At 69.6% G+C, this 23,465-nt stretch carries 19 protein-coding genes and 2 tRNA genes; 11 read left to right on the forward strand and 10 right to left on the reverse strand.

What is annotated here, in order from left to right:
- The first annotated feature begins 10 nt into the window (after positions 1-10).
- The 3 genes from M503_RS16815 to M503_RS0107250 all read left to right on the forward strand — a co-directional run bounded on the left by M503_RS16815 (position 11) and on the right by M503_RS0107250 (position 4,351).
- Complete coding sequence (locus M503_RS16815) at positions 11-3,814, forward strand: PilC/PilY family type IV pilus protein (protein ID WP_155951990.1); 3,804 nt, start codon at positions 11-13, stop codon at positions 3,812-3,814.
- 4 nt (positions 3,815-3,818) lie between these two features.
- Positions 3,819-4,223: a type IV pilin protein gene (locus M503_RS0107245; RefSeq protein WP_028928168.1), complete on the forward strand. Its 405-nt coding sequence runs from the start codon at positions 3,819-3,821 to the stop codon at positions 4,221-4,223.
- Between the two features lie 51 nt (positions 4,224-4,274).
- Positions 4,275-4,351 (forward strand) — tRNA-Asn (locus M503_RS0107250).
- Between the two features lie 130 nt (positions 4,352-4,481).
- On the opposite strand, the gene M503_RS0107255 is transcribed toward M503_RS0107250, so the two are convergent.
- Complete coding sequence (locus tag M503_RS0107255) at positions 4,482-5,012, reverse strand: GspH/FimT family pseudopilin (protein ID WP_028928169.1); 531 nt, start codon at positions 5,010-5,012, stop codon at positions 4,482-4,484.
- A gap of 394 nt (positions 5,013-5,406) precedes the next feature.
- On the opposite strand from M503_RS0107255, the gene uvrB reads away from it, so the two are divergent.
- Positions 5,407-7,434, forward strand: a complete 2,028-nt coding sequence (gene uvrB / locus M503_RS0107260; protein ID WP_024869834.1) for an excinuclease ABC subunit UvrB — start codon at positions 5,407-5,409, stop codon at positions 7,432-7,434.
- A gap of 271 nt (positions 7,435-7,705) precedes the next feature.
- Positions 7,706-7,780 (forward strand) — tRNA-Val (locus tag M503_RS0107265).
- Positions 7,781-8,307: 527 nt separating this feature from the next.
- On the opposite strand, the gene M503_RS0107270 is transcribed toward M503_RS0107265, so the two are convergent.
- The 4 genes from M503_RS0107270 to M503_RS0107285 form a co-directional block, all read right to left on the reverse strand.
- Entirely contained in the window at positions 8,308-8,814 is a 507-nt protein-coding gene (locus M503_RS0107270; RefSeq protein ID WP_028928170.1) for a ferritin-like domain-containing protein, read from the reverse strand.
- A gap of 100 nt (positions 8,815-8,914) precedes the next feature.
- Positions 8,915-9,283 (reverse strand): response regulator, encoded by a 369-nt coding sequence (locus tag M503_RS0107275; protein ID WP_028928171.1) that lies wholly within the window; start codon positions 9,281-9,283, stop codon positions 8,915-8,917.
- A gap of 1 nt (position 9,284) precedes the next feature.
- The gene (locus tag M503_RS0107280; protein WP_028928172.1) at positions 9,285-10,424 is read right to left on the reverse strand and encodes a PAS domain-containing sensor histidine kinase; all 1,140 of its coding nucleotides are present in this window, start codon (positions 10,422-10,424) and stop codon (positions 9,285-9,287) included.
- Between the two features lie 231 nt (positions 10,425-10,655).
- On the reverse strand, positions 10,656-11,579 hold the full coding sequence (locus M503_RS0107285; RefSeq protein ID WP_028928173.1) for a magnesium transporter CorA family protein: 924 nt from the start codon (positions 11,577-11,579) through the stop codon (positions 10,656-10,658).
- 275 nt (positions 11,580-11,854) lie between these two features.
- Here M503_RS0107285 and M503_RS0107290 point away from each other — a divergent pair, with 275 nt between their 5' ends.
- Positions 11,855-12,418 (forward strand): cysteine hydrolase family protein, encoded by a 564-nt coding sequence (locus M503_RS0107290; RefSeq protein ID WP_028928174.1) that lies wholly within the window; start codon positions 11,855-11,857, stop codon positions 12,416-12,418.
- Positions 12,419-12,431: 13 nt separating this feature from the next.
- Here M503_RS0107290 and M503_RS15905 read toward each other — a convergent pair whose 3' ends face one another.
- Positions 12,432-12,887 carry a hypothetical protein gene (locus M503_RS15905; protein WP_024869828.1) on the reverse strand — a complete coding sequence of 152 codons (456 nt, stop codon included), beginning with the start codon at positions 12,885-12,887 and terminating at the stop codon, positions 12,432-12,434.
- A gap of 170 nt (positions 12,888-13,057) precedes the next feature.
- On the opposite strand from M503_RS15905, the gene M503_RS0107300 reads away from it, so the two are divergent.
- From M503_RS0107300 to M503_RS0107310, 3 genes are all read left to right on the forward strand, one after another.
- Positions 13,058-13,861, forward strand: a complete 804-nt coding sequence (locus M503_RS0107300; protein WP_028928175.1) for an exodeoxyribonuclease III — start codon at positions 13,058-13,060, stop codon at positions 13,859-13,861.
- 105 nt (positions 13,862-13,966) lie between these two features.
- Positions 13,967-15,496, forward strand: a complete 1,530-nt coding sequence (locus tag M503_RS0107305) for an FAD-dependent oxidoreductase (protein WP_028928176.1) — start codon at positions 13,967-13,969, stop codon at positions 15,494-15,496.
- Entirely contained in the window at positions 15,493-16,008 is a 516-nt protein-coding gene (locus tag M503_RS0107310; protein WP_051414368.1) for a hypothetical protein, read from the forward strand. The genes M503_RS0107305 and M503_RS0107310 overlap by 4 nt, the downstream gene beginning before the upstream one ends.
- Here the strand turns inward: M503_RS0107310 and M503_RS17335 are convergent.
- On the reverse strand, positions 15,931-16,536 hold the full coding sequence (locus M503_RS17335; RefSeq protein WP_197017192.1) for a hypothetical protein: 606 nt from the start codon (positions 16,534-16,536) through the stop codon (positions 15,931-15,933). The genes M503_RS0107310 and M503_RS17335 overlap by 78 nt on opposite strands.
- Between M503_RS17335 and M503_RS0107320 the strand changes: the two genes are divergently transcribed.
- Both M503_RS0107320 and M503_RS0107325 read left to right on the forward strand, forming a co-directional pair.
- Positions 16,492-17,733, forward strand: a complete 1,242-nt coding sequence (locus M503_RS0107320) for an SDR family oxidoreductase (protein WP_037060815.1) — start codon at positions 16,492-16,494, stop codon at positions 17,731-17,733. The two genes, M503_RS17335 and M503_RS0107320, sit on opposite strands and share 45 nt — an antisense overlap.
- On the forward strand, positions 17,714-18,199 hold the full coding sequence (locus M503_RS0107325) for a DUF2269 family protein (protein ID WP_028928178.1): 486 nt from the start codon (positions 17,714-17,716) through the stop codon (positions 18,197-18,199). The genes M503_RS0107320 and M503_RS0107325 overlap by 20 nt, the downstream gene beginning before the upstream one ends.
- 10 nt (positions 18,200-18,209) lie before the next feature.
- Here the strand turns inward: M503_RS0107325 and M503_RS0107330 are convergent, their stop codons facing one another.
- The 3 genes from M503_RS0107330 to M503_RS0107340 all read right to left on the reverse strand — a co-directional run bounded on the left by M503_RS0107330 (position 18,210) and on the right by M503_RS0107340 (position 23,311).
- Positions 18,210-18,869 (reverse strand): DUF6766 family protein, encoded by a 660-nt coding sequence (locus M503_RS0107330; RefSeq protein WP_028919708.1) that lies wholly within the window; start codon positions 18,867-18,869, stop codon positions 18,210-18,212.
- Positions 18,870-19,041: 172 nt separating this feature from the next.
- On the reverse strand, positions 19,042-21,477 hold the full coding sequence (locus M503_RS0107335; RefSeq protein ID WP_051414370.1) for a glycoside hydrolase family 127 protein: 2,436 nt from the start codon (positions 21,475-21,477) through the stop codon (positions 19,042-19,044).
- A 109-nt stretch (positions 21,478-21,586) separates the two neighbouring features.
- On the reverse strand, positions 21,587-23,311 hold the full coding sequence (locus M503_RS0107340; protein ID WP_028919706.1) for an IlvD/Edd family dehydratase: 1,725 nt from the start codon (positions 23,309-23,311) through the stop codon (positions 21,587-21,589).
- Positions 23,312-23,465 lie beyond the last annotated feature (154 nt).

The raw sequence follows: 23,465 nt of genomic DNA on the forward strand, positions 1-23,465 counted from the left end.
GGGTACCGACATGAACCGGAAATACGACCGTTCCTTCCGCCAGCAGGTCATGGCGGCGCTGCTGGCCTTCGGCGCATGCCTGCTCGCGTTGCCGGCCAGCTTGGCGCAGAACCAGACACCCCCGGCGAAGAGCTTCCCTGATTTTCCGCTGCAGACCGGCGCGGGCAACGTCGAGCCGAACATCATGTTCATCCTCGACGACTCGGGTTCGATGGCCTTCGAGGACATGCCCAATCCGGATGTCACGACCATCTGTCGGCGCTCGGGCAGCAGCTGCGCGAGCAGCGGCCGCCACAACATCACAGGCCAGACCTACGTCGGCAATACGATCTACTTCAATCCGGCCATCGACTACGACCCGTGGATCATGTCCAGTGGCTCGCCGATGACCGGCGGCACCAGCATGACGGCGGTGTACGGCTCCTTCAACTTCGCCGGCAGCGGCCATGGCGGCGAAAGCGACATGATCGACCTGACCGATCCCGGCAGCTGCGAGGACTATGACCGCAACGGCTCAGACGAGACGGTCTGTGGCGGCCCGCAGATCTTCCATGTGCCGAAGGATCCGACCCGGACCGATACGTCCTACCTGCAGAACAGCACCAACTACTACCGCTACGAGATCCACTACTTCAACGGCAACCCCTATGTCGTCCGCAGCGAGCTGGTGGACGGCGGTGGTCAGGGTGCCGTCCTGGGTACGGTTTCCGATACCTATACCCGCACCAATATCGACGACAACAGCGGCACCAATGCCCTGAATCACTACTTCGATCTCCCGGCCGGCGCCTCGCTTACCGCGACGACGAGCGGCGGCTCGGGTTCCGTTCGCCTGCGCCTGTACAACCCGTCCGGCAGCACGGTGTGCGATCGGGACACCAACGGCACCGGCAAGACCTGCTCCGCCACCAATATGGCCGCCGGCGTGTGGCGCGTGCGCCTGTCGGGCAGCAACTTCGACAACGTCAACCTGACGGTGGACTATTCCTATACGGTGAGGGCTGGCTGCGGCAGCGGCAGCGGCTGGAACTGGGGCAACTGCACCCTGGTGACCCAGGTTGCCGGCCAGAGCGTCGACGAGCTGGTGGAGAACTACGCCACCTGGTTCTCCTACCACCGTACCCGCATGAAGGTGGCCAAGTCGGGCGCCAGCGCCGCCTTCGCCCGCCTGGGCAACAACGTCCGCGTGGGCTTCCGGACGATCTGGAAGCGCAATACCTTCGACATCCCCGTCAACGACGGCAACGAGGGCATCTTCGAAGGCACCTCGCGCGAAACCTGGTTCTCGCGCCTGTTCGGCGCCCGCGGTCGCGACGGCACGCCCCTGCGCGCGGCCCTCTACGACGCCGGCGAGTACTTCAGCGACTCCAGCTCCAGCGGCCCCTACGGCCCGGCCGCCGGCGCGGCCCAGCTCGCCTGCCGGCAGAACTTCGCCGTCCTGACCACGGACGGTTACTGGAACGGCAGCATCGGCTCGCGTTCCATCGGCGACCAGGACGGCACCAGCGGTGCATCCATCTACAACCCGAAGGATGAGACCACGGCGGTCCGGTATACGCGTGTCCACCCGTACCGCGATACCAACAGCGGCACAAACTACTCGAACACGCTGGCCGACGTGGCCATGAAGTACTGGAAGACCGATCTGCGTAGCGACCTGGACAACATCGTCCCGACCGGCACGCAGAATCCGGCGTTCTGGCAGCACATGGTCACCTTCGGCATCTCGATCGGCCTGAAGGGCACCCTGGACCAGGGTTCCGTTGCGCAGGTGCTGCAGGACGGCCGCCCGCGAAGGAACGGTACTGACGTGAACTGGCCCGACCCGACCGACGACGAGAACGCCGAGCGCATCGATGACCTCCTGCATGCCGCGGTCAACGGCCATGGCGAGTTCATCGCCGCCACCAGCGCCGACCAGTTCCGCGACTCGCTGACCTCGGTCCTGGGCCAGATCCAGGCGCGCCTGGCGTCGGGCTCCAATGTGGCCACCAACAGCACCACGTTCCAGTCTGATACCCGTGCCTTCCAGGCCACGTATCGTACCGGCACCTGGACCGGCGAACTAACCGCCTACAGCGTGACCGCCGCCGGTGGCATTTCCAGCACGCCGGACTGGCGGGTAAGCGAGCATATTGCCAGTACCTATGCCAACGGCACTTCCTCCGACGACTTCCACCGCCGGACCGTGCTGACCTGGAATGCGTCCAGCGATAGCGGGGCGAGCTTCCCTACTTCGGCCCAGGAAACCTTGCTGGCCCGTTCTTCCGGCGCGGCGTCGGTGACCGGGGCCAACAATGCGGCCTATATCAAGGGTGACCAGTCCGGGGAACTGTCCAGGGGTGGCACTCTGCGTAACCGCACTACGCCGCTGGGCGATATCATCAACTCCTCGCCGTTCTACATTCGCGACACTAATACGATCTATGTCGGCGCCAATGACGGCATGCTTCATGGCATCGATGCGCTCACCGGCGACGTGCTGTTCTCATACGTGCCGGCAGGCATCGACTTCGCGAAGCTGGCTACGCTTAGTGACCCGGCATATGGCCATGCGTTCTTCGTAGACGGTCCGGTGACCGTGTCCAGTTATCGGGTAAAGTCGGGCACGAACTACCTGGTGGGTACCCTTGGGCGCGGTGGCAGAGGGGCATTCGCCCTGGACGTAAGCGACGTCCGCAGCAGCTCTGCGAACCAGCGGTTCACGAACAATCACGTGCTGTGGGACCACACGGCCAGTCCCGATGACGACATGGGTTACGTGATTGGCCTGCCGCTGATCGTCCGCGGTAACAACGACAAGGTGCTGGCGATCGTGCCCAACGGCATCGACAGCCCGAATGGCAGTTCCGCGCTTTACGTCTATGACGTGGCCGACGGTACGCTGCTGCGCAAGATTGTGGCCGACCCCTCGGGCGGTGGCCTGTCGTCGCCGCGCGCCGCCGACCTCGATGGCGACGCCAAGGTGGACTACGTCTATGCCGGCGACATGAACGGCAATGTCTGGAAGTTCGACTTCACCTCCAGCAATCCGTCCAGCTGGGGCATCGATCCGGACGTGAATGGTCCGCTGTTTGTGGCCACCGACGACCAGGGCAACCGCCAGCCGATCACCGGTGGACTGGCCCTGGCCAGGGAGCCGGGTACCGGGCGGATCTGGCTGACCTTCGGTACTGGCAAGCTGATCACCATCAGCGACCTGTCGTCCACTGCCATGCAGAGCTGGTATGGCATCATCGATGGTGACGCACCGATCGGCGGCCGGGCCACCGATCTGGCAGAGCGCACCATAGCGGCCACTGGTACCAACGCGCAGGGCCAGAAAGTGCGTGCCTTCGAGGCCTACTCGGCACTGCCGAACGGCAAGAAGGGCTGGTATCTGGATTTCGACCGGCCCAGCGAGGGTGAGCGGGTGGTCAGCGGCGCCCGCATCAATGGCCGCGCGGCGTTCGTGTCCAGTATCATCCCGGATGTTGGTGATGGCTGTGAGGCGGGTGGCAGCGGTTACCTGAACGTGATCGACCTGTTTACCGGTACCAGTCCGCAGGCTACCGGTGGCAACGGTTCGACTTCGTTCTTCGACCTCGACCGCTCCGGCTCGGGCGACAATGACGTGATCACCGGCGGCGACGGCAACAGCCTTCCGATCGGTTCGGTCGACCTGGGGGTGGGCATGCCTACCGAGTCCAGCCAGATCGACGATCTAGTCCTGGTCTGCGGTTCGGACGGTAGCTGTGAAGAAGCGCCGGCGCCCGGCGCGACAGGCGGTGGCAAGCCGCGGCGCACCTCGTGGCGAGAGATCTACGGAGACTGAGCCAATGGCCAAGGTCAAGCAGGCACGCGGGTTCACCCTGATCGAACTGATGATCGTGGTGGCCATCATCGCCATCCTGGCGGCGATCGCCTATCCCAGCTACACCAACCACGTGATCAAGAGCCGCCGCGTCGCCGGTGCGGCCTGCCTGACCGAGGCAGCGCAGTTCATGGAGCGCTACTACACCACCAAGCTCACCTACGACGGTGCGAGCCTGCCCACGCTGTCCTGCATGGGAGACCTGGAAGACCACTACCTCATCGAGGTGGACGCGGACGGTAGTGCCTACACGGTGACCGCGGCCCCGCAAGGGCGACAAGCGAGTGACAGGTGCGGCACCCTGAGCCTGGATCAGAAGGGCACGCGTTCGGCCGGCGGCACCGGGGTGACCGCGTCCGATTGCTGGTGATGACGTGAGGCTTGCCTTACCGGTGCCGGCCTGCATACAATTTGCGCCCCCGCCCGAATAGCTCAGCCGGTTAGAGCACTTGACTGTTAATCAGGGGGTCGTTGGTTCGAGTCCAACTTCGGGCGCCATATTCATGAAGCACTTAGGCCCGCCTTGGCGGGCCTAAGTGCTTTTTGTATGCCAGCCGCTGGTCGCCTGCTGTGTGCTCGGCGGAGCGGTTCGTTCAGTTTGGCAAGGCCGCGGTGGGCCAAGGGCGGTTCAGCTCTCCGGGCAGGGTTGTGGTCGCTCCAGGCGCTGGCTGCGGGTGCGGCCGGCGTTGTTGACCACCACTTCGCCGCGCAACTGCCCGCCCACGCAGACTCTCAAGGTGAGGTTGGTGCCACTGTTGCGGCCGTCGGGCTGGTAGCGCACCCGGTGCCGTCCGGTGGAGGACACCACGCGCACGTCCGGGTGGAAAGGCTGGCGTATGTTGCGCAGCACGTTGGCCTCCGAGGCGGGTTGGCCGGTCCGGGCCGGGTCCAGAAACAGGAGCCAGTCCCCGCTCCAATCGGTACCGGCGGCGCAGCGGCCGTCGCCCCGGGATGGGCACAGAGTCACCGGCATCCGCCGGGTGATGGCGGTGCTGCGGGCCTGGGCCAGCTGGGCGGTGACCAGGTGCATGGCGGTAGCCAGGCGCTGGCGGCGCAGTGCTTCCTGAAGGGAAGGCAGGGCGAGCCCGCACGTGATGGCGACCACGGCCGCCACCGCGGCGGTCTCGACCAGGCTGTATCCCGGCGCATCCTTGCGCATGGGCGAAATCCTTTTCGCTCGGGAACTCCAGCATGGAGCCGGCGGCCGGCCGGCGGAATCGGCATCCCGGCATGCGTGGTGTAGGAATTCGCCGCATCCGGGCGGGCGCCGAGTAGGGCCGTCGGGAACGCACCTGGAGCGCCAGGGCGGGCCGTTCGGCGAAGACCGAGCCGTGCTGGCGCCCCCTCGGCCTCCGTCGCCGGCTGCCGTCGGCAGTCGCCGGGCGCCTGGCGCCAGTGCGGCGCGACGCTGCTGGCCCCGGCCGGCAACGCCGGCCTGGTCGCGGGCATCGCCGCCCGCCCGGTGGTCGCCAGTCGAGGCCGCCGACACCCCCGGTCACGGCCGGCACAGCCCCGCTGTCTATACTGGACAGTCCCCATCCACGGTGTCGCCCATGAGCGAGCGGTTCGAGCTGGTGTCCCCGTACGCCCCCGCGGGCGACCAGCCGCAGGCGATCGAGAAGCTGGTCGCCGGCTTCGAGGCCGGCCTGGCCAAGCAGGTCCTGCTGGGCGTGACCGGCTCCGGCAAGACCTACACCATCGCCAACGTGGTCCAGCAGGTGCAGAAGCCGACGCTGGTGATGGCGCACAACAAGACCCTGGCCGCGCAGCTGTACGGCGAGTTCAAGGCGTTCTTCCCGAACAACGCGGTCGAGTACTTCGTCAGCTACTACGACTACTACCAGCCAGAGGCCTACGTCCCGTCGACCGACACCTTCATCGAGAAGGACAGCTCGATCAACGACCACATCGAGCAGATGCGCCTGGCCGCGACCAAGGCGCTGCTGTCGCGGCGCGATGTGCTGGTGGTGGGCACCGTCTCGGCGATCTACGGCCTGGGTGCGCCGGAGGATTACCTTTCGCTGCGGCTGATCCTGTCGCGCGGCGAACGCATCGACCAGCGCGAGCTGCTGCGCCACCTGACCCAGTTGCAGTACACCCGCAACGAGTACGAGCTGCAGCGCGGCACCTTCCGCGTGCGCGGCGAGGTCGTCGACGTGCACCCGGCCGAAAGCGACAACGAGGCGGTGCGCATCGAGCTGTTCGACGGCGAGGTCGAGAACATCTCCATCTTCGACCCGCTCACCGGCGAGGTCCTGCGCCGGATCCCGCGCTACACGATCTACCCGAAGACCCACTACGCGACCACCCGCGAGCGCGTGCTCACCGCGATCGAGACGATCAAGATCGAGCTGAAGGAGCGGCTGGAGCAGCTGTACGCGCAGAACAAGCTGGTCGAGGCGCAGCGCCTGGCCCAGCGCACCCAGTTCGACCTGGAGATGATGGCCGAGGTCGGCTACTGCTCGGGCATCGAGAACTACTCCCGCCACCTCACCGGCAAGGCGCCGGGCGAGCCGCCGCCGACCCTGTTCGACTACCTGCCGGCCGACGCGCTGCTGGTGGTCGACGAGTCGCACGTGACCATCCCGCAGATCGGCGCCATGTACAAGGGTGACCGCTCGCGCAAGGAGACGCTGGTGGAGTTCGGCTTCCGCCTGCCGTCGGCGCTCGACAACCGGCCGCTGAAGTTCGAGGAATGGGAGGCGCGCGCGCCGCGCTCGATCTACGTCTCGGCCACGCCCGGGCCGTACGAGCTGCGCGAAGCGACCGACCAGGTGGTCGAGCTGGTGGTGCGCCCGACCGGCCTGGTCGACCCGAAGGTCGAGATCCGCCCGGTCGCGACCCAGGTCGACGACCTGATGTCGGAGATCAACAAGCGGGTGGCAATGGGCGACCGCGTGCTGGTCACGACCCTGACCAAGCGCATGGCCGAGAACCTCACCGACTACCTGGCCGAACACGGGATCAAGGTCCGCTACCTGCATTCGGACGTGGAGACGGTGGAACGCGTGGAGATCATCCGCGACCTGCGCCTGGGCAAGTTCGACGTGCTGGTCGGCATCAACCTGCTGCGCGAGGGCCTGGACATGCCCGAGGTCTCGCTGGTGGCGATCCTCGACGCGGACAAGGAAGGCTTCCTGCGTTCGGCCGGTTCGCTGATCCAGACCATCGGCCGCGCCGCGCGCAACCTGCGCGGCACCGCGATCCTCTACGCCGACAGCATCACCCGCTCGATGAAGCTCGCGATCGACGAGACCAACCGCCGCCGCGAGAAACAGGAGCAGTACAACGCCGAGCACGGCATCACCCCGCGCCAGGTGGTGCGGCCGATCGTCGACGTGATGGAAGGCGCCCGCGCCGAGCCGGGCGAGGGCGGCCGCGGCAAGTCCCAGCGCGGCAAGGCCCGCCAGGTCGCCGAGGCGCCCGCCGACTACGCGGTCATGGATCCGGCCCAGGCGGCGCGGAAAATCCAGGAGCTGGAGCAGCGCATGTACCAGCATGCCCGCGACCTGGAGTTCGAGGAGGCGGCGCGGGTCCGCGACCAGATCCGCAAACTGAAGGAAGCCAGCCTGGCCGGTTGAGGCACCGGTCCCGACACGCGGACGGACCCGGGCCAGCCGGACCACCCTGCCGGATCCGCTGTCCCGAAGGGGGGGCGGGAGGTCCGGCCCGCAGTTCCGGTGGGGCTGCGCGCCGGCAGCGAGGTGGAGGCTGCAGCGCATCGCGGGCCGGAAATCGGCCGCTATGCGGCAGCCGCGGCGGGACACCTGCCCGGATGGTTGTAGTCCGGCCCGTCATCACGGTAGAATGCGCGCCCCTGCAGCGGGCAATCCGCGCAGCGCGAGTTCCAACGGGCGGTTAGCTCAGCGGTAGAGCACTACCTTGACATGGTAGGGGTCACAGGTTCGAACCCTGTACCGCCCACCACTCCCACGGAGTGGATCCCGATTCCCCGATAGATACCCGAAGCCACGGCACCTGCCGATCGGCTCGGGAGCATGTCGCGTCGGCGCGTGGGCCGGCCTTCCCCTTCGACCTGGGGGCCGCCCGCGATCCCTGCGCTATGCGCGCCTGCAACCTGGCGGCGGCCCGTGACAGATCCTCCGCGCCCGGATCACGACGGTTTCATAGCCACCAGTCCACCTTGGCTCCATCGCGACCACGGAGGACGACGCCATGACCGGACCGAAACCCACGCACGATCCCGCAGTGCCCCCGGGAGCCCAGACCGGCAAGCGCGACGCCGAGGAACGCAACGACCCCGAAACGCAGCCGGGCGCGAGGCGGGGCAAGCCCGAGCCGGACACGACCCCGGCCCCGCCGGGAGAGCGTGAATCGCTGGATCCGTGACTCCGTCCGGATCGGGACCGCCGCCGCCGACCCCCTGATGGACATGCGCCCGCCCGCCGGCCCCCTCCACGGAGCCGGCGGGCGTCCTCCTGTTCCCGCGTGCATCAGGCGGCCTTGGCTTCGCGGGCCGCGCGCTGGTTGCCGCCCTGTTCGGCCAGCTTGGTCAGCTTGATGTCGGTGGCCTTCTCCTCCTCGAGCGTCTCCAGGAGCAGGGGCAGGGCCTGGTCGTAGCCGAGCTGCTTGGCGAGCGCGGCCAAGGTGCCGTAGGCGGCGATCTCGTAGTGCTCGACCTTCTGCGCCCCGCCGATCAGCGCGGCATCGCGCAGCGGGCCGGCCTCGATCGAATCGATCACTTCCTTGCCTTCCTCGATCAGGCCTTCCATGGCGGCGCACTTGATCCGCTTCAGGCGGATGCCGAGGATCTCGACGATCTGGTCGATGCGCTCGATCTGGCCCTGGGTCTCGGCCAGGTGGTTGGTGAAGCCCTCGGCCAGGGCCGGATGGTCGGCCGCGCGGGCGAGGCGGGGCAGGGCCTTGGTCAGCTGCTTCTCCGCGCTGTAGATGTCGGAGAGCTCGTGGACGAACAGTTCCTCGATGGTCTTGACGCTCATGTGGGGTGTTCCTTGTCGTGGTCGGGTCGCCCAGGTCGGGACCCGTCCACGCTATCGACGCCGCCGTTCCGCGCGCGTCCAACCCCGATGAAGATGATGTTCAAGCCGCCGGTGCGCTGCCGGCCGACGGCGCGTCGAGCGCGGCGACGAGATCGCGGACCATGTACGGTTTGGCGAGCAGGTGCGCGCTCGCCGGCAGCTCCGGCAGCTGGCTGCGCGCGTAACCGGAGACCAGGATCGTCCGGCATCCCGGCTGCGCCTGCTGCGCGGCGACGGCCACCTCCAGCCCGGTCACGCCGCCGGGCATGCTGATGTCGCTGACCACGAAGTCGAAGCCCTCGCCTTCCAGCAGCGCGCAGGCCTGCACGCCGTTGCCGGCCTGCACGACGTCGTAACCGGCGGATTCCAGCGCCAACGTGGTCACCTCGCGCAGCAGTTCGTCGTCTTCCACGTAAAGAAGCCTGTTCACCCTATTGCTCCACTGCAGGTTCGACCGGGAGGGCGATGGTCACGCAGTTCCCGGATCCCGGCGCGCTCTCGATGAAGGCGAAGCCGCCGGACTGGCTGGCGAAGCCGAACACCTGGCTCAGCCCCAGGCCGCTGCCCCGGCCCACCTCCTTGGTAGTGAAGAACGGTTCCATGGCGCGCAGCCGGGTGTCCTCGTCCATGCCCGGGCCGTCGTCGGCCACGGTGATGTACAGGTAGCGCGTGCCGGGCCGCACGTCCGGATGCACGGCCGCGTCAGGCACCAGTACGCGGGTGGAGATCGTGATGTGGCCAGGGCAGCGCATCGCGTCGCGGGCATTGGCCACCAGGTTCATCAGCGCCGCCTCGAACTGGGTCGCGTCGATCTGCACCGTCGGCGATTCGTCGCCCAGCTCGAACCCGCAGGCCGTGCTGGGCCCGGCGGCGCGGCGGTAGACGTCGGCCGAATGCAGGATGAGCTCGCGGATGTCATGCGGCTCCGGCTCCAGCCGCTGGCCGCGGGCGAAGGCCAGCAGCTGCTGGGAAAGCATGCTGCCGCGGGTGGCCGCCTTCTGCGCCGCATCGATCAGGCGTTGCCGCTGGGATTCGTCGCGCCGCTCGCCCAGCAGGTCGAGGCTGGTCATCACCACCGCCAGCACGTTGTTGAAGTCGTGGGCCACGCCCAGGGTCAGCTGGCCGATCGCATTGATCTTCTGCGCCTGGGCGAGGTTGCGCTCGGCCTGCTTGAGCCTCTGCTGGGCCTCGTAGCGTTCGGTGATGTCCTTGGTGACCTTGGCGAAGCCGACGAGGCGGCCGTCCTGCACGATCGGATCGATCACGATGTTGGCGCGGAACCGCGAGCCGTCCTTGCGCACGCGCCAGCCCTCGGTCTCGAAGCGTCCTTCCCGGCGCGCCGTCTCCAGTCCGCGCTGCGGTTCGCCGCGCGCGGCATCTTCGGGCAGGTAGAACCGGGAGAAGTGCTGGCCGATCACTTCGTCGTCGCTGTAACCCTTGATCCGCTCTCCGCCGGCGTTCCAGCTGAGGACATAGCCGTCGGGATCCATCATGTAGATGGCGTAATCCGTCAGGCTGCGCAACAGCAACGCCTCGGCATTCAGGTGGAACGGGACTTCGCGCTCGGGCATTGATCTGTTCTCGCGGCGACCTTGGCGGACGGGCTGTCTGCAGCACATGAAGCAAGGCGCCAGCGCCTTGGAAGTCCATCCGTCCCCTGGTCCCACGTCGGTGCCGCCAGGCAGGCTTCCTGCATGCCGTCCCGCGGTCTACCGGATCCGCGTTCCGCATAGTGCACGAAGAGGGGGCGCTCCGGGGCCGCAATTGCCGTGGCGTGACGGGGCGCACGACCAGTCTGGCCTTCAGAACCATCGCCGCCAGCGCCCGAGGGCCAGCGCCACGGCGCTGACCACCCCCAGTCCCACCACGACCCACCAGAAGCCCGCATCGCCCGAGGCGAAGAATCCCGCCTCGAAGTTCATGCCCAGCGCACCGACCAGCGTCGCCAGCAGGCCGGTGATGAAGGTGACGAAGGTCAGCACCCGCATGGTTTCGTTGGTGCGCAGCGCGGTCTGGCTGGAAAACAGTTCGAAGCTGCCCAGCACCAGTTCGCGGGCGTTCTCGACCATGTCCATGGCCCGCTCGAAGCGCGTGTCCAGGGCGACGAAGTGGCGCTCGGCCGAGCGCGATCCGGTGGGCCGGAAATCCGGGCGCGACATCACCCCGAACACGCCGCGGTGCGGGGCGAGCATGCGCCGCATGCGCGAGGCCCAGCGGCGCAGCTGCTGCATCTCCGGCAGGCTCTCCCGCGGCCGCGGGCCGAGGACGGCGACCTCCAGCCGTTCGATCGCGCCCTCGTAGTCGCTGACCGCGTCGAAATAGGTGCCGAGCTGGCGGTCCAGCAGGGTGGCCACGAAGCTTTCCGAGCACAGCCCGCCCACCGCCGCCTCGCCGTTCTCGGCGCGGCGCAGCTCGGTGATGAAACGGATCGGCGCCGGGTGCAGCGACACCACCCGGTTGGGCCCGGCCACGCAGGTTAGCACGCACCCGGCCATCTCCGCGCGACGGCTGTCCTCGTCCACCGCCACGCAGCGCACCCAGAAGAACTCGCCGCTCTGCACCACCTCCGGGGTGGTGCCGCCGCCCAGCGCGAACGCGCGCGCGGCCTCGGGGAGGCCGCAGGCTTTCCAGACGGCGTCCACCAGTTCGTCGTCGGGACGTTCCAGGTCGACCCAGAGCAGCCGGTCCTCGTCCAGTTCCAGTCCGCCCAGCTCGGCGACGTCCACCGGGCGCGGCGGGCCTTCGCAGTCGAACAGGGAGCCGAAGTAGGGGCGCTGGACTTCACCGCGCGTGGCGCCACTTCGCGCCCCGGCAGGAGGGGTGCCCGTCGCATGCGTGCCGGCGGACGGCGGTCCGCTTCGGCCTGGTCGGTTCTTCCTGGTCACGGCCCTGTCCGCTTGGCGTGGCGCCTGTGTATGCCCGGGCGATGCAAGACGGAGTGAAGGTTCACCCGGCGCTGACGGGCGATGCCCAAACCTGCGCCTTTTCCGCAGGGGGTTCGATGGCCAGGCCGGACGGCACCGCGCTGCTGATCGTGGACATGATCAACCGCTTCGACTTCCCGGGCGGGGCGCCGCTGGCGCGCAACGCCTGGCGGATCGCGCCGGCGCTGGCCGCGCTGCGCGCGCGGTTCGACGAAGCCAGGGCGCCGGTGGTCTACGTCAACGACAACTTCACCCACTGGCTGGGCGAATTCCGCGACCTCGTCGCGCAGTGCGTGGACGCGGGCGGTACGCCGGCGCGGATCGCCGGGCTGCTGCAGCCCGGACCGGAGCACTATTACATCCTCAAGCCCAAGCATTCGGCCTTCCTGGCCACGGCGCTGCCCGTGCTGCTGGCGAAACTCGGCGTGCGCCGGGTCGTGGTGACCGGGATCGCCGCCGACTCCTGCGTGCTGGCGACGGCGCAGGACGCGAACATGCGCGAGTACGAGGTCTGGGTGCCGGCGGACTGCGTGGCGGCGCAGACGGTTCCGCGGAGGCAGCGTGCGCTGGCCCTGCTGCGGGCCTCGCAGGGCGCCAGCACGACGCCTTCGACGCAGGTCGCGGGGCTGTTCCCCGGTTGAAGGGTATCGCGGGCTAGGCGCTTGGCCAGGCCTGCGTCGACTCGACCGGCGACGGATCCTGCAGCGCCTCCAGCCAGTGCAGCACCGAGCGCTGCAGGTCCAGCGCCGCGCTGCAGTCCGCGCCCAGTCCGTCCATCCCGGCGAAGCGGATGTAGGGCATCAGCGCCAGGTAGGCGTGGATCTCGCGGCGCTCCAGCTGCACCCAGTCCGGCAGCAGCTGCGGGCGCACCGCTTCGCCCGACTGCGTGGCGTAGCGCTCGCTCCAGCCGGGCCGCAATGCCTCCAGCGCCCGGCCGATCCAGGCCAGCTGCACGGCGGTTTCCACGCGATGCATGTCCGCGCGGTCGCGCACGTCCGGTGGCAGCTGCGGGTTGTCGACCAGCGATTCCAGGACGCGAAGTCCGTGCTGTTCCAGCCTGTAAGCGTCGGCGAGCCGGATCCCTAGTATCGCGCGTGGCCCTGCGTCCATTCCGGTTGCGAGGTGGTTTCGGGAGCCAAGGATTGCATTCGGCTCGTGAAAGGTGCATCCAGAATCGACCTTGCATTGCGCTGCGTCCTGACCGCTTCAGCTGCGATGGCTTCACCCGCGCTGGATCGCCGTTGGCCTAGCGTCGGTGGCAGTCCGCATGGCGAGAACCGATGGCCCGCAGCAGGAAACTCCGCCTGGCGACGTTCAACGTCAATGGCATCGGCGCGCGCCTGCCGCACCTGCTCGGCTGGCTGGCGCGCGAGCAGCCCGACGTGGTGGCGCTGCAGGAACTGAAGGCCACCGACGAGGCTTTTCCCGCAGCGGCGCTGGCCGAAGCCGGTTACGGCTCGGCCTGGCTGGGACAGCGTTCCTGGAACGGCGTGGCGCTGCTGGGCCGCGGCGTGGTGCCGGAAGTGCAGCGGGAGGTATTGCCGGGCGATCCGAAGGACACGCACAGCCGCTACCTGGAAGCCATCGTCCATGGCATCCGCGTGGCCGGCATCTACCTGCCCAACGGCAACCCGCAGCCCGGGCCGCGGTTCGACTACAAACTCGCCTGGATGCGGCGCCTCAACCGGCACGCGAAGAGCCTGCTCAAGGGCGAAGAGCCGGTCGCGATCATGGGCGACTTCAACGTCATCCCCACCGACGAGGACGTCTACGGTCCGGCGGCGTGGCGCAGGGACGCGCTGATCCAGCCGGAGCCGCGCGAGCTGTACGCGAAGCTGCTCGCCCAGGGCTGGACCGATGCGCTGCGCAAGGTCGCCGGCGATGCGCGGATCTACACCTTCTGGGACTACTTCCGCCAGCACGCCGAACGCGATCGTGGCCTGCGCATCGACCACATCCTGCTCGATCCGCGGCTGGCGAAGGGCCTGAAAAGCGCGGGCGTGGATCGCTGGGTGCGCCTGCAGCCGCGCGCCAGCGACCACGCGCCGACCTGGGTGGAAGTGGCGCCGCCAGGCAGGCGCTGAGCCCGCCCGGTTCACGGCGGCACGACGGCAACGGGGGCAGCTTCGGCCGCGTACCCGCGCCGCGCGCCGTTGCGGCGGCGAACGTGACCCGCTTCCGGAGGAACGATGAGCACTGCACGCACCATTCCCGTCTGGGGCCCGGTGGAAGACGCCACCGCCGGCTGGTTCGCCAATGATGCCGGCGAAGGTCCGCTGGACGTGGTCGTGGTGGGCGCCGGCATCGCCGGCCTGACCACCGCCGCCGCACTGCTGCGCGAAGGGCGCCGCGTGCTGGTGGTGGACAAGTCCGGCATCGGCGCCGGCGAGACCATGCGCACCTCGGCCCACCTGGCCTCTGCGCTGGACGACCGTTTCCACCTGCTGGCCCGCCACCACGGCAAGGACGGCGCGCGCCTGGCCGCGGCCAGCCATGCCGCGGCGATCGACTGGATCGAGGAAGTGTCCGCGAGCGCGGAGGATTGCGGCTTCCGACGCATCCCCGGCTACCTGTTCCCGCACGATGCGGCCGATACCCGCGAACTGGAGCGCGAACTGGACGCGGCGCGGGAGGCCGGCCTGTCGGTCCACTGGCTCGAGGCCGGCGTGGAAACCCCGGCCGTGCTCGGCCCGGTGCTGCGCTTCGACCACCAGGCGCGGGTGGACATCGGCGCCTACCTGCTGGCGCTGGCCCGCGAAGTGCGCGACGCCGGCGGGCGTTTCATGCGCGGCGAGGTCACCGCGGTAACCGGCGGCGCGGAGGTCGAACTGGAACTGCGCGACGGCTCGCGCCTGCACGCCGCCGCCGCGGTGAGCGCCAGCAACGTGCCGTTCCACCAGACCGACGCCACCTGGATCAAGCAGGCGCCCTACCGGACCTACGTGGTGGCCGGAAGGGTGCCGGCCGGCGCGATCCCCGACGCGCTGTACTGGGACGACGCCGATCCCTACCACTACGTGCGCCTGCGCGACACCTCCGATCCGGCGGTGCAGGAACTGCTGGTCGGCGGCGAGGACCACAAGACCGGCCAGGACGACGATCCCGAGGCCTACGTGCGCCTGCAGGCCTGGACGCGCGAGCGTTTCCCGGAAGTGGAAGGCTTCCACGCCGCCTGGTCCGGGCAGGTGCTCGAGCCGGTCGACGGCCTGGCTTTCATCGGCGCCGATCCGCGCAACGACAACGTCTGGCTGATCACCGGCGATTCCGGCAACGGCCTGACCCACGGCACGCTCGGTGGCCTGCTGGTCGCCGACCTGGTGCAGGGCCGCGACAATCCCTGGCGCGAGCTCTACGACCCGGGCCGCAAGCCGGTCCGCGCCGGTGGCGAATGGCTGCGCGAGAACGCCAACGTCGCCCTGCAGTTCCGCGACTGGGTCAAGCCTTCGCAGGTCGCCGACGTGGACGACATCGCCGCCGGTACCGGCGCGGTGCTGCGCCGGGGCGTGCACCGGGTGGCGGTGTACCGCGCCGGCGACGGCTCGCTGCACGCGCACAACGCGCGCTGCCCGCACATGGGCTGCGTGGTGCGCTGGAGCAGCGAGGAGAAGTCCTGGGATTGCCCCTGCCACGGCTCCCGCTTCGAGGCGTGCAGCGGCGCCATCCTCAACGGCCCCACCAGCGAGCCACTGGCGCCCTTCGATCTGGAACGCGATGGATGAGCACCACGGCCGCAGGCGGCTGGGCATGGACCTACGCCGGCTACCTGCTGTGGCTGGGCGCCGGCTGCCTGGATTTCGCCAGCCATCGCCGCACCGACCTGCCGCATACCTCGGGCGTGGCCGAATCGTCGCTGCACGGCGTGCAACTGCTGACTCTGGGCGCGGCGGTGCTGGCCTGGCTGGCGCTGGCGCCGGGCCTGGGGCGCAGCGTGCTGCTGCTGGCGCTGGTGGTGGCGCATGCGGTGGCCGGCTACGCGGACACGCGCGTGGCCTACGGGCGCCGGCCCATCAAACCGTTCGAACAGCACTTGCACAGCGTGCTCGACATGGCGCCGTGGATCGCGCTGGGCATGATCCTGGTGCATGACGGGGCCGCCGCATGGCGCGGCGGTCTGGCCTGGCAGCCGGCGCCGGCCGCGTGGTGGCTGGCGGCGCTAGCCCCGGCGCTGCTGCTGTGCGTGCTGCCGTGGCTGGCCGAGTACCGCGCGGCCTGGCGCGCGCGGAGCGCCTGAGCGGTGGCGCGCGCCACCCACCAGGCGCACCAGCGCCAGCCCGAGGGCGAAGCTGCCGTACACGCATACCATCCCGGGCGCGGACACGCGGTTCTCGAAGCCCGGGCTGAGCCGGCGCGGCACCACGTGGTAGTCGACCACGTAGGCCAGCACCGCGACCGTGGCGGCCTTGCCCAGCGGGCGGCGCGGCGAGCGCGCGCACCAGGCCTCGTAACCGGTCGCCCAGAACACCGAACTGGCGTGATGGATCGCGTAGCCTAGGAGCGTATGTCGCAGAGACCATCCATCGGCATGCCGGGCGGGCCGGCCCCAGGCCCACTGGCTGGTGGCATTGGTGCCGGCCGGGACCGTGCCGGCGACGCCGCGGCTCCAGGCCGAGACCGCGATGCTCGAGAGCACGCTGGCGAGCGAGCCGGAGCCGAGGGCGCGCAGCAGCACGTTGCGCAGGCGCGCTGGCGGGTGCTGGTGGTGGGTGGCCACGGGATGATCGGGGGCGCGTTCGCGCGGCGGCTGGTCCAGGCGGGGCATGAGGTGGTCCTCGCGGGACGGCGGGAAGGGGCGGGCGGCCTGCGGCTGGATTTCGCCGCCATGCCGCCGCACCGGGGACTGGTGGAACAGCTGCGCGGCTTCGACCTGGTGGTCAATGCCGCGGGCATCTTCCAGCCGCAAGGAAAGCAGGACTTCGATGCGGTGCATGTGAACGGCGTGCGCGCGCTGGCCGAGGCCGCGGTCGAGGCGGGGGTGCCGCGCTTGGTCCACGTGTCCGCGCTGGGCGCCGACGCCGCCTCGGACCTCGGCTATTTCGCCTCAAAGGGCGCCGCCGAGGACTACCTGCTGGCGCTGCCGGCCATGACGGTCGTCGTCGTGCGGCCGTCGCTGGTGTTCTCGCCGGACGGTGGCAGCACGCGCTTCTTCGCCCGCCTGGCGACCGCGCCGCTGGCGCCCTTGCCCGGCGGCGGCCGGCAGTTGGTGCAACCGATCCATCTCGACGACCTGGTCGAGGGGATGCTGCGCGCGGCCACTTCCGCGCCGGCTTCGATGCGCCTGGACGCGGTGGGCCCGCGCGCGCTGCCGCTACGCGAATACCTGGCCGGGTTTGCGCGGGCGCTCGGCCGCACGCCGCGCTTCGTCGGCGTGCCGATGCGCCTGCTCATGCCGCTGATGCCGCTGGCGGAGCGCCTCGGTGGGGGCCTGGCCAGCCGGGATTCGCTGCGGATGCTGGCCGCGGGCAACACCGGCGACGCGGCCGCCATCACCGGCCTGCTCGGCCGCCCGCCGCGCGACCCCCGGCAGTTCATCGACACGGCTGCCGCCGGGGCATTGCGCGGTCCACTGCGCGTGCAGCGGGCCGTGGGGTGGATGCGCGCCGGCCTGGCCGCGCTGTGGCTGGGCACGGCCTGGGTGTCGCTATGGGGCTATCCGCGCGAAGGCAGCCTGGCGCTGCTGGCACGACTGGACCTGCACGGCGCCTGGGCCACGCTGGCGCTGTGGAGCGGTGCGCTGCTCGATGCGGTCTTCGGCGTGGCGACCCTGCTGCTGCCGCGGCGGCGACGGCTCTACCAGGCGCAGCTGCTGCTGATCACCGCCTACAGCGTGCTGATCAGCATTGGTCTGCCGGAATTCTGGCTGCACCCGTTCGCGCCACTGCTCAAGAACGTCCCGATCATGGCGATGATCGTCGCCCTCCTGCTGCTGGACCGGACAGATGGACCTGGTGACCGTTAAGTTCCTGCACGTGCTGTCCTCGACCTTCCTGTTCGGAACCGGCGTCGGCACGGCGTTCTACCTGTTCTTCATCAGCCTCACCCGCGACGCACGCACGGTCGCGGTGGTCGCGCGCTACGTGGTCGTCGCCGACTGGATCTTCACCGCCACCACCGTGGTGATCCAGCCGGTCACCGGCTTCTACCTGGCGCAGCGGCTGTACCTGCCGCTGTCCACGCCGTGGCTGTACTGGTCGATCGTGCTGTTCGTGTTCGCCGCGGCCTGCTGGCTGCCGGTGGTGTGGCTGCAGATGCGCCTGCGTGACGTGGCCGTCGCAGCGGTGGCGCAGGGCAGGGCGGAGCTGCCGGCGCAGTACGCGCGGCTGCTCGGCGCCTGGACCGCGCTGGGCGTGCCGGCGCTGTTCTCGTTCCTGGCGATCTTCTACATGATGGTCGCCAAGCGCCTGCCGTTCGGCTGGGGCGCGTAGCCGCGCGGGCTCAGGTACCGGTCTGGCGGTGCGGCGCCGCCAGCGGCTTGGATTCGGGCGATTTGTCCTGGCGCAGCCAGATCGACAGCACCACGATCGACAGCACGGCGAGGAACTCGCTCTGCCAGTTCTGCAGCGACTCGTACCAGAACTGCGCCCCGGTCACATGTTCCACCAGCGCCACCGGCGGCTGGCCGTCGGTGGCGCGCTCCTCGTTCTCGTGCATCCAGCTGCCCCACGCGTGCAGCAAGAACGAGGCCAGGAACAGCAGCATGAAGGCCAGCGCCAGCGAATTGGCGTACAGCCAGCGCGCCATGCCGCCGGCGCGCGCCGGCCAGGGCGTCGGGCCCGGATCGATGCGTTCTTCCTCTTCGGCCGGGTCCAGCGGCCGCGACTCGGCCGAACCGCGCTGGCGCAGGCCGACGGTCAGCAGCACGTACATGCCCATCTGCAGGAACTCGCTCTCCCAGTTCTCGAAGGTGGCCGAGATGAAATGGCCGGAGAGCAGGTACTCGCGCAGCGGCAGCGGGTCCTGGCCGGAGAGCATGCGGCTCTCGTTGTCCGCGTTCCAGCCGGTAAGCATCTGCCCGGCGAGGAAGCCGAGGAACAGCACCGCCAGCACCAGCGAAAGGCCGTTGCGCCTGAAGAACGACGGAGTAGGGGCGGACATGGCTGCGGGGTGTCAGGCGGGATGCGCCGAGGGGACCGCGGGCCGCGCGGTGCGCGGAGGTGCCATCGGGCCGGCACCGCGGAGTGGAGCAGGGCAGTCGCTTTCCATGCGGCACCGATAGCACCGGCGCTGCGTAGGCCGCGTCAATGTCGGGAGCGGCGTGCTGAACCGCTCAGGGAGTGTCCGCGCGCAGCAGGCGCAGACCGAACAGTCGTGGCGTCGCCCGCCCATCCGTGGCGACGAAGTGGACGCGGAGGCCGTCGCCGCGCGCGTCCGCGGCGGCATCATCCGGCAGCCGCATTTCCTGGCTGGAGAAGTCGTCCACGCCGTCGCCGTCCAGCGTGACCTTGCCCAGCAGCCGGCCGCCAGCGCGCACCTCCATGGCCACGCCGCGGTCGCCGCCGAACAGCTCCAACTGTACCAGCAGCGGGGTGCCGGCCCCGGCATCCGGCGCGCGCAGCACATACGAGAACGCCTCCTCGGCGCTGCGCCAGCGCCTGCCGAGGAAACTGCCCGTCGTGCTGCGCCTGCCCTGGTAGGCGTGGTCGACTTCCGGCTGCTGTTCGCCCGGCTGTACCTGGTCGAGGGTGCGCGCCTCCAGTGCCTCGCGTTCGCGTTCGGCCTGGCGTGCTGCGGCCAGGACGGCTGGATACGCATCCGGCGTGGCGGTGCGCCAGTAGGCCATGTAGCGGGCGTCGTGGATGCGGTGCAGGGGCTCCAGCCGCAGGCCGCGCAGCGAGGTCGGTTGCACCAGCGCGTCGGCGCTGAACACCAGCGGCTCGCCAGGCACCGGCACGATCGCGGAAGCCAGCCGCTCGCGCTTGCCCACCAGCATCGGCGCACCGTCCAGCGGCAGGTAGGGGCCGGGCGCGATATGGCTGCCGCGGCCGTCGTCGGCGACCAGTCCTTCCAGGTCCTCGGTGCCGGTACGCGCGGCCAGCATCAGCGGGCCATGCATCACCGCGACCCAGTCCGATCCGTCCGGCAGGTTCTCGATGCGCGTCTGCATCGGCAGTGCGATCTCGATGCGGTCGCCGTCCTGCCACTCGCGTTCGATGCGCGCGTACGAGGACGGCGTGGATTCCAGCGGCCAGCGGCGGCCGTTGACCTTCACCTGCAGCGGCCCGGCCAGCCAGTGCGGGTGGCGCAGCTCCAGGGCGAAGGCCTGCGGGCGCTCCAGTGCCAGTTCCAGCGTGCTGCCTGGTTCGTCGGGGAAGCGGGTGCGCTGGCGCAGGACCACGCCGCGCTCGCGCCACTGCAGTTCCGAGTCCAGGTACAGGTTGACCCGCAGCGCGCCGCCGTCGTGCGCGTAGGCGAAGGTACCGTGGCGGCCGTGGTTCTCCATGCCGGTGCCGACGCAGCACCAGAAGCATTCCTGCGGCTGCGAATAGACCCGGTAGTGCCGTGGCCGCACCGGGGTGAAGTACACGAGCCCGCCGTGGTCCGGGTGCTGGGTGGACAGGATGTGGTTGTAGAGCACCCGCTCGTAGAAGTCGGCGTGGCGCGGATCGGGTCGCAGCCGCTCCAGCATCAGGGTCAGGCGCAGCATGTTGTAGCTGTTGCAGGTCTCCGGCCCCTCGCGCGAGTGCAGCATCGGCGCGAAATCCTCGGCCGGGTTGAAGTGCTCGCGCACGCTGTTGCCGCCGAACGCCACGCTGCGCTCCAGCGCGACCTGTTCCCAGAAGAACTGCGCCGCCTCGATCCAGGCCGGGTTGCCGTCCAGCTCGCCGATCCGCGCGAAGCCGATCACCTTCGGGATCTGGGTGTTCGCATGCAGGCCGTCGAGGCGGTCCTCGCGCCGCAGCAGCGGGTCGAGGATGGCGCGGTGGCAGAAGCGGCGGGCGAGGGCGAGGTAGCGGCGGTCGCCGGTGATGGCGTACACGTCGGCCAGCACCTCGTTCATGCCGCCGTGCTCGGTATCCAGGACGCGCTGCAGCTGCACGTCGTCGAGCCCGGCGACCAGGCGGTCGGCCCAGTCGGCGAAGCCGACCAGCACCTCGCGCGCCTGCGCGTTCCCCGCCAGGAGCCAGGCATCGCGCAGGCCGGCGAAGGTCTTGTGCAGGTTGTAGAACGGCACCCAGGCGCCTTCCAGCGAGAACGACTCGGCCTGGAAGTCGCCGGAGGCGATGCGCTCCCAGAGGACGCGTCCGCCGGGCACGCCGCCGACGTAACCGTCGCCGTTGGCGCGCTGGCACTCGGCCATCGCCGCGACCATGTAGTCCAGGCGCCGGCGCATCTCCGCGTGCCCCTGCGCGGCCTGCTGCGCCAGCGCCGACAGGTAGTGGCCGGCGGTGTGCCCGTCCAGGCCCATCGATTCCCAGTTCGGATACTTCGGTGCGGGCGAGGGCAGGCCGGCCTCGATCCGGCACGGGGCGAGCAGCCGGTCCACGTCCAGTGCCGCCAGGTAGCGCAGGTTGAGCGCGCTGGAGCGGGCGAACACGCCTTCGCCCAGGCGCACGTCGGCCAGCGGGAAGAACTGGAGCGGACCCCACGCAGGCGCCGTTGCGGCCAGTCCGGCCAGCGGCAGCGCCGGCAGGAGGGCGGTGGCGCCCAGCGCCGCGACGAAGCGGCGCCGGGTCAGCCCGGCGCCGGTTCCGCGGGCGTCCATCGGGACTGCCGTCTGAAGAAAAAAACCCCGCTGCACGGGAGGTCTGCCGAAGCAGGGATGTCTGCGGGGCAAGAAACCGTGGGAGTGGCGGGGCGAAAACGCATGGCCGTCAGTGCGAATCGCGCGCGACCGCGTCGCCGCTGCCGCCCACCAGGAAGTCGAGGTCGGCGCCCAGGTGCGCCTGCTGCACATGGTCCACGTAGAGCTTGGCCCAGCCGCGGGTCGGTGCCGGCGGCGGCGACCACTCGGCGCGGCGGCGCGCCAGTTCGGCCTCGTCCACGTCCAGGTGCAGGCGGCGCGCGGCCACGTCCAGTTCGATGAAGTCGCCCTCGCGCACCAGCGCCAGGGGGCCGCCGGCCGCGGCCTCGGGTGACACGTGCAGCACCACGGTGCCGTAGGCGGTGCCGCTCATGCGCGCGTCGGAGATGCGCACGATGTCGGTGATGCCGCGGCGCAGCAGCTTCGGTGGCAGCGGCATGTTGCCGACCTCGGCCATGCCCGGATAGCCGCGCGGTCCGCAGTTCTTCAGCACCATCACGCAGGTCTCGTCGATGTCCAGCGCTTCGTCGTCGATCCGCGCCTTGAAGTCCTCGATGTCCTCGAACACCACCGCGCGGCCGCGGTGCCTCAGCAGGTGCGGCGAGGCGGCCGAGGGCTTGATCACCGCGCCGTCCGGGGCCAGGTTGCCGCGCAGCACGGCGATGCCGGCCTCGGCGCGCAGCGGCTGGTCCAGCGGCCGGATCACCTCCCGGTTCCAGCACGGGGCATCGGCGATGTTCTCGCCCAGGGTGCGGCCGTTGACGGTCAGCGCATCCAGGTCCAGATGCTGGGAGATCTCGCGCAGCACCGCCGGCAGGCCGCCGGCGTAGTAGAAGTCCTCCATCAGGTACTCGCCCGATGGCTTGAGGTTGACCAGGCAGGGCAGGCGCGAGCCGATCTCGTCCCAGTCCTGCAGCGTCAGCTGCACGCCCAGTCGGCCGGCAATGGCCAACAGGTGGATCACCGCGTTGGTCGAGCCACCGATGGCGGCGTTGGCGCGGATCGCGTTGGCGAAGGCCTTGCGCGTGAGCACCTTCGACATGCGCAGGTCCTCGCGCACCATCTCCACGATGCGGCGGCCGGACAGGTGGGCCAGGCGGAAGCGGCGAGAGTCGACGGCCGGGATCGCCGCGTTCTCCGGCAACGACATGCCCAGTGCCTCCACCATCGAGGCCATGGTCGAGGCCGTGCCCATGGTCATGCAGCTGCCCTTGGAGCGCTGCATGCAGGATTCGGCCTCGGTGAACTCGGCCTGGGTGAGGGTGCCCGCGCGGACCATCTCCGACATCTCGATCACGCCGGTGCCCGAGCCCACCGGCTTGCCGCGCCAGTTGCCCGACAGCGACGGCCCGGCGGACACGCCGATGGTCGGCAGGTCGACGCTGGCCGCGCCCATCAGCAGCGAGGGCGTGGTCTTGTCGCAGCCCATCAGCAGCACCACGCCATCGATCGGGTTGGCGCGGATCGATTCCTCCACGTCCATCGAGGCGAGGTTGCGGAACAGCATGGCGGTGGGCCGCACCTGGGTCTCGCCCAGCGACATCACCGGGAACTCCAGCGGGAAGCCGCCGGCCTCGTAGACGCCGCGCTTCACGTGCTCGGCCACTTCGCGCAGCGAGCTGTTGCAGGGGGTCAGTTCCGACCAGGTGTTGCAGATGCCGATCACCGGGCGGCCGTCGAACAGGTCGTGGGGCAGGCCCAGGCCCTTCAGCCAGCTGCGGTAGTAGAACCCCTGCTTGCCCTCGCGGCCGAACCACTGGCGGCTGCGGAAGGGCGGCTTGCTGGATTCGCTCATGCGGTCGGGATTCCTGCCCGGTGGACTTGGCCGGGCCATCACCGTGCCGATGGCATGGGTGCGTCCCGTTGCCGGGGATACTACCGGGGCGGGCAATGCACGAAAAATAACAAATGCACGCAGATCGATATGCGTATTGCAATCCACCCACCAA

The organism is Pseudoxanthomonas suwonensis J47 (genome assembly GCF_000513955.1).
GTDB lineage: Bacteria > Pseudomonadota > Gammaproteobacteria > Xanthomonadales > Xanthomonadaceae > Pseudoxanthomonas > Pseudoxanthomonas suwonensis_C.